At 51.0% G+C, this 6,181-nt stretch carries 7 protein-coding genes and 2 pseudogenes; all 9 read left to right on the forward strand.

Features of this window, described 5'->3' with window-relative positions:
• Positions 1-93: 93 nt before the first annotated feature.
• Complete coding sequence (locus tag QRY16_RS21285; protein ID WP_289777978.1) at positions 94-417, forward strand: TIR domain-containing protein; 324 nt, start codon at positions 94-96, stop codon at positions 415-417.
• Positions 418-426: 9 nt separating this feature from the next.
• Entirely contained in the window at positions 427-1,380 is a 954-nt protein-coding gene (locus QRY16_RS21290) for a caspase family protein (protein WP_289777979.1), read from the forward strand.
• A 247-nt stretch (positions 1,381-1,627) separates the two neighbouring features.
• Positions 1,628-1,954: a plasmid mobilization protein gene (locus QRY16_RS21295; protein ID WP_289777980.1), complete on the forward strand. Its 327-nt coding sequence runs from the start codon at positions 1,628-1,630 to the stop codon at positions 1,952-1,954.
• A gap of 157 nt (positions 1,955-2,111) precedes the next feature.
• Positions 2,112-2,261 (forward strand): annotated as a pseudogene (locus QRY16_RS22290) (plasmid mobilization relaxase MbeA); the annotation flags it as partial.
• Positions 2,262-2,631: 370 nt separating this feature from the next.
• Positions 2,632-3,117, forward strand: coding sequence for an MbeB family mobilization protein (locus QRY16_RS21310; RefSeq protein WP_289777982.1), 486 nt, complete (start codon positions 2,632-2,634; stop codon positions 3,115-3,117).
• A 445-nt stretch (positions 3,118-3,562) separates the two neighbouring features.
• The gene (locus tag QRY16_RS21320) at positions 3,563-3,895 is read left to right on the forward strand and encodes a type II toxin-antitoxin system RelE/ParE family toxin (RefSeq protein ID WP_077295872.1); all 333 of its coding nucleotides are present in this window, start codon (positions 3,563-3,565) and stop codon (positions 3,893-3,895) included.
• A 1-nt stretch (position 3,896) separates the two neighbouring features.
• Positions 3,897-4,181, forward strand: coding sequence for a NadS family protein (gene nadS, locus QRY16_RS21325; RefSeq protein WP_289777983.1), 285 nt, complete (start codon positions 3,897-3,899; stop codon positions 4,179-4,181).
• A 194-nt stretch (positions 4,182-4,375) separates the two neighbouring features.
• Complete coding sequence (locus tag QRY16_RS21330; protein ID WP_289777984.1) at positions 4,376-5,311, forward strand: replication initiation protein; 936 nt, start codon at positions 4,376-4,378, stop codon at positions 5,309-5,311.
• Positions 5,312-5,369: 58 nt separating this feature from the next.
• A pseudogene (locus tag QRY16_RS21335) lies at positions 5,370-6,058 on the forward strand (IS1 family transposase); the annotation flags it as partial.
• Positions 6,059-6,181 lie beyond the last annotated feature (123 nt).

Consider the following 6,181-nt stretch of genomic DNA (forward strand, 5'->3'; position numbering starts at 1 on the left):
GTTAAATGCCATTTGCCGATTAAAAACACACCGTTTTCGGCGCATTTTTCGCTGTCCACAATGTTTTGATTTATCAGACAAAAAAGTCTTAACGTGAGAAACCGTTCCGTTGAGCATCGAACCCCTAATACAAAATGTGATTTTGAATACATTGATATGTCGGTTAAAGAACCATATGACACGGGTTGGAAAGATAAAGTCAAAACTAGAATAAAACGCTCCGATGGTATTATTGCATTGATTAGTGCTGACTCTCTGACGTCTACCGGACAAAAATGGGAGATTGAATGCGCGAAAGAAGAAAGCAAACCGGTACTTCCTCTTTGGATCTATAAAGACGACCGCACTAAGCCAGCAGGACTTTCTCCCGTTGTTTGGACGTGGGATGGAGTTAAGTCATTCATTGATTCTTTGTGAGGTGATTAAATGAGAAAGGCTTTAGTTATAGGTATTGATCATTACGAAAAAATATCTCCTCTCTACGGATGCGTTAATGATGCTTATGGTGTCAAAACTGTACTTGAACGCCATTCCGATGGTTCAGTTAACTTTGCTGTAAAGTTAATGACTTCGACAGGACCAGCTAAGCCAATAAGTAGGAAAGCAATTAGGCAGGCCGCTGAGCAATTATTTGAAGGTGATAGCGATATTGCCATTTTTTATTTTGCTGGGCATGGATACATAGAAAGCGTAGGCGGTTTTTTATGTGGCAGCGATTGTGAGACTGGCGATGATGGCTTCCCCCTTCATGAATTAATACACATAGCGAATAATTCTAAAGCCCGAAATAAAATTATTGTTTTGGATAGCTGTCATTCCGGTGTTGCTGGCAGTAAAAACCGTTCTGATGCAACCGCTGAGCTCAGTGAAGGGATGACTATTCTCACAGCCTCTACTGAAGAGCAATACTCAGTAGAAGAAAATGGCTCTGGAGTTTTCACTACATTATTTGTTGATGCTTTAAATGGGTCTGCTGCTAATTTGATCGGTGAAATTACTCCTGGTAGCGTTTATGCGCATATCGACCAATCTTTGGGACCATGGGATCAACGACCTCTATTCAAGACAAACGTTAAAAGTTTTGTATCTCTTCGAAGTGTTCAGTCCCCACTAGACCTTAGCGACCTAAGAAAACTGGTTGAGTATTTCCCTACCCCTGGTTTCAAATTCCAGCTTGACCCTTCCTATGAACCGGAAAGCGAAGCACCTGACGCTGATAAGACTGAAGTTTTTGCAATACTCCAGCAGTTCAACAGGGTTAACCTCCTCGTTCCCGAAGATGCACCTCATATGTACTTCGCTGCTATGGAGAGCAAAACTTGCAGACTTACGGTATTAGGCGAGCATTATAGGCGTCTGATCGAAAGAGGCCTCATTTAGCTGTTCATGCCGTGAGACAATAAACAAGCCTATATCAGATAACAGCCCTCTCTAGCAGAGGGCTTTTTTTTTTGCAGCGAGCACAGAATCTGACATACTCCACCATACTTTAAGCCAGTACACACAGCGTCCCCTCTACGAGGTGCCGTCTGTGACTGGTTCAGGGGGCTCGCCGCCCCCCGAAACCCCGGGCATCCACTGCGAAACTTTCGCACTTTGGGTGCGAATATTTCTCAGTGGAGTGAGAATGGAAAAGCGCACGAGAGAGATCAAAATCCGCCTGACCGACTCAGAGCATCAGCGTCTGATAGACCGGTGTGACCGAACCCATCTGGCTGAATGGCTGCGTCAGCTCGGTCTGGGAGAACACACCGCCCGAAAGCGCCGTCTTCCTGATGTTGCGCCCGAACTGCTACGACAGGTCAGCGGGATAGGCAACAATCTCAACCAGATCGCCCGCCGCCTTAACCAGCTTGACGGGCTTACCCCCACGGAGCGGGTTTCCCTGCTGGCGGTGCTCAACACCCTTGACCGCAATCTGGGTGAACTGCTGGAGCAGCATCGTGATCATTAAAATTCACTCACGCGGTGCCGGTTCTGGCAGCGGTCCTGTGGATTACCTGCTTGGCAAAGATCGCCAGCGGGATGACGCCCGTGTGCTGCGGGGAGACGCCGAACGCACCCGCGAACTGATTGACGGCTGTGACTTTGCCCGCGCCTACACCTCCGGCGTGCTGTCCTTTCAGGAGGCCGACATTGCAGAGCCCGAAAAAGCGCGGCTGATGGACGAATGGGAACAGACACTGATGACCGGTCTCGACAAAGACCAGTACGCCTGCCTGTGGGTTGAGCATAAGGACAAAGGCCGCCTCGAGCTGAACTTTGTGATCCCGAACATCGAATTACAGAGCGGGAAACGGCTGCAACCCTACTTCGACCGCGCCGACCGTCCCAGGGTAAACGCCTGGCAGACGCTGACCAACGACCGGCTCGGACTGCGCGACCCGAATGACCCTGCCTATCACCGCCCGCTGACGCAGGCCAGCGACCTGCCGCGAGACAAACAGCATGCAGCGGAAAAGCTGACCGCCGGCCTGATGAACCTTATGGCACAGGGCGCGATACGCAGCCGGCAGGACGTAGTGACTCAGATAGAGAGCATTGGTCTCACTGTGGCGAGGGAAACCAAAAGCAGCATCAGTATTGCCGACCCGTCAGGCGGCAGAAACATCCGGCTGAAAGGAATGATTTATGAGCGAGATTTTAAATTTGGCGAAGGGCTTCGAGGAGAAATCGAAGCAGCAAGCGCAGGATACCGAGCAGAGCGTGAAGCGAGAGTTCGTGAGGCTGGAAACGTCTATCAGCGCGGAACTGCAATCAAGCTCGCAGAGCATCAGCAACGCTATCCGCGAACAGAACGGCAGGCTGACGGGCATGATCAGAGCCACGGCGACTACTGCGCTGATCTGGATAGTGGTCTGCGCCGCGCTCCTGATTGGTATCCTGAGCGGGATAATCTGGCTTCAGGGGCAGATCATCAGCTCACGCCTGAGCGACATCGACGGCTACAGCCAGCAGCTGGCGAACCTGAAAGCGAAAAGCGGCGCGGGGGTGACGATCTACAGCGACGACAGCCAGAAGAACGGCTATCTGGTGGTGCTGCCGGTGAAAGCACATGGCGTGGACACCTACACCTCGACGGCGGGCAACACGGTGGTGAAGTACACCGCGAAGTGACCCCGTCAGAACGCACAGAAACGGCCCTGAACGATTTTGACCCACAGGACACAGAAAACCATGACCGAAATGGAAAAACAGCTTCTGAGCGCCTTAGAGAGCTTACAGGCCAGCTACGAGCAACAGCATCAGGCGTGGCAGGAAAGCTACAGCAGTTTGCAGCACATGTTCGAGACTACCTCACAGGCTCTGAGCCGCAGCGACAGGGCGTGTCAGCACTTGAGCAATCAGGTGAACAGCTTGCGCGGTCAGGTCGAGAGCTTGAGCAGCAATGTCAGCCGGTTAATGCGCTCGTAAAACAGTACGAACACCAGCTGAAACTGGAAAAGCAGCAGACCCGCTATCACGGCCCGACGCTTTAGCGCCGGTCATGCGGGATGACCTACGTAGACGCAATATCATTTTAGTGTACAATGTACATTAACAATGCAAAGGGAATGACACAGTGAGCCATGCGATAGAGTTTATCGAAACGCCGATGTTTACCCGTCAGATAAAGCAAATCGCCACGGACGACGAACTCAAAGAGCTCCAGAAAGCGCTGATCGAGTCACCGGACAAAGGCGACCTCATAAGGCAAACCGGCGGGCTGAGAAAAATCAGAATGGCGACCGGCACGCAGGGGAAAAGCGGCAGTGCGCGGGTGATTTATTTTCTGGCCACCGAGGAAATTATCTATCTGGTGATGGCCTACCCGAAAAGCACCAAAGACAGCCTGACGGATGCCGAAAAAGCCGACCTGAAAAAGCTGACGAAACTACTGAAAGACGAGGTGTAGCATGAATTTCTTTGACGAACTGAAAGCGTCACTCGAAGAAGCCGTCGAGATCAAAAACGGCGTTAAAACGCCTGCCCGCGTCACGCGCTACGAACTGGCTGACGTGAAGGCACTACGCGCCCAACTGAACGTGACGCAGGATGAAATGGCGAAGGTGCTTGGCACCAGCCTCGATACCATCAAAAGCTGGGAAACGGGCAGACGTAACCCGACCGGACTGGCGGCAAAGGTGCTGGCGACCATACAGGCCAACCCTAAATTCTTTCAGGAACTTGCCTCACATTAAGGCTTTATGACGGAAGGATTCGACAGGAGCCGCCGTTCGCGTGTAGCTTTAACGGCAGAAAAAACAAAGCCCCGCTAATCATGTGCTCAACTTGGCGGAAGATACATGATCGATCAGGGCTAGGCATAAAACCTAAGAAGGATATTAGCACATGCACAGTGCAAGACAACAGCCCGCCATAAGCTCAGGCGTGAGTGACTAACCCGGCTCTCGACCTGTTCAACGACCGCTTACCGCACAAGCCGTACTTTTCGGACGATCTGCATTTTGGTGTACGCATCGCGGGAAAAGAGCGCGCGATTCTGGCGAAATATATCCAGTTCAACCAGCCACACGCCATGTTCTGGCTCGGTTTTGACATTGATCGCCTCGGCGCAGCTATCGACTGGAGTGACCGGAACGCTCCTGCGCCTACGCTGACAATCACCAATCCTGCAAACGGCCACGCGCATCTGCTGTACGCGCTGAAGACCTCGATACGCACCGCTCCAGACGGAAAAATGAAGCCGTTACGCTACGCAGCCGCCGTAGAGAACGCGCTACGTAAAAAATTGGGTGCTGATGCGGGGTATTCGGGGCTAATCTGCAAAAATCCGAACCACGGTCACTGGAAAATTGCAGTCTGGCAGCCAGAACTCTACACGCTGGACTGGTTGGCCGATTCGCTCGACCTGAACGCTCTGAACGCTGCGAACGACAATGCTATCGTTGCCGATTACGGCTTAGGCCGCAATTGCACCCTGTTCGATAAAACCCGTAAGTGGGCCTATCGCGCTATCCGTCAGGGCTGGCCGGGGTATGAACAGTGGCTGCAAGCCTGCTATGAGCGTGCCAGTGCCTACAACCGGCAATTAACTTCTCCCCTAGATGAAAAAGAAATTATGGGGATAGCTAAAAGCATAGCTAAATGGACATTTTCAAATTTTACTGAATCTGGTTTTGATGAATATGTTCAGAGGACTCATTTATCTCCAATACAATCAGTTAGAGGTAAATTAGGAGGTGTGAAGAGCAAAGGAGGTGGAAGGCCAAAAGGTAGTTATAAAAGTGATTCCAAGGGTGTAGTGAAACCTTGGATTAAATTAGGCATTAGCCGCTCAACTTGGTATAGAAGGATTTATAAAAAATGAGGGTGATGCCTCTAATTAGTTGAATCTGATGTATAATACGGGCTTTTGAGGTTATCTCATGGCCAGCGTTAACGTTCCTTGTCCCCGTTGTCAGTCTGTTCAGGTTTACCGCCATGGTCAGAACCCTAAAGGCTATGACAGATTTCGCTGCCGTGACTGCCACCGTGTGTTTCAGCTCACTTATGCTTATGAAGCACGCAAGCCGGGTATTAAAGAGCAGATCACTGAAATGGCCTTCAATGGTGCCGGGGTTCGCGATACCGCCAGAACACTGAAAATTGGCATTAACACCGTCATCCGGACTTTAAAAAACTCGCGCCAAAGCGAATAACGTCTTCACCTGTTGCCCATGCTGATGTGGCGCTTATCTGCGAACTTGATGAGCAATGGAGCTTCGTTGGCAGTAAAGCCCGGCAGCACTGGCTCTGGTACGCGTACAACACCAAAACAGGCGGTGTACTGGCCTACACTTTTGGTCCCCGCACCGATGAAACCTGCCGGGAGCTACTGGCACTGCTGACACCATTCAACATCGGCATGATCACCAGCGACGACTGGGGCAGCTATGGCCGGGAGGTGCCGAAGGATAAGCATCTGACCGGCAAAATATTCACTCAACGCATTGAGCGTAATAACCTGACGCTCCGCACCCGCATTAAGCGGTTGGCTCGTAAAACAATCTGCTTCTCGCGCTCAGTTGAGATCCACGAAAAAGTGATCGGAGCGTTTATCGAAAAACACATGTTCATGGTTAGGAAACTGAATCGATCCCTTTTGGTTTTCCTAACCATGAATGGTAGCGAGAAAAAGCCGCATGTGGTGGGGACTGTTGTGTTGTAATGCGTAAAAATGCCAGTTTTGCCGTGTTTT

Origin of the sequence: Mixta mediterraneensis (assembly GCF_030283135.1) — a bacterium.
GTDB lineage: Bacteria > Pseudomonadota > Gammaproteobacteria > Enterobacterales > Enterobacteriaceae > Pantoea > Pantoea mediterraneensis.

Excerpts from the sequence above, each read along its gene's own strand:
- QRY16_RS21310 (WP_289777982.1), top strand. The coding sequence starts at position 2,632 with ATGAGCGAGATTTTAAATTTGGCGAAGGGCTTCGAGGAGAAATCGAAG.
- QRY16_RS21295 (WP_289777980.1), top strand. The coding sequence starts at position 1,628 with ATGGAAAAGCGCACGAGAGAGATCAAAATCCGCCTGACCGACTCAGAG.
- nadS (WP_289777983.1), top strand. The coding sequence starts at position 3,897 with ATGAATTTCTTTGACGAACTGAAAGCGTCACTCGAAGAAGCCGTCGAG.
- QRY16_RS21290 (WP_289777979.1), top strand. The coding sequence starts at position 427 with ATGAGAAAGGCTTTAGTTATAGGTATTGATCATTACGAAAAAATATCT.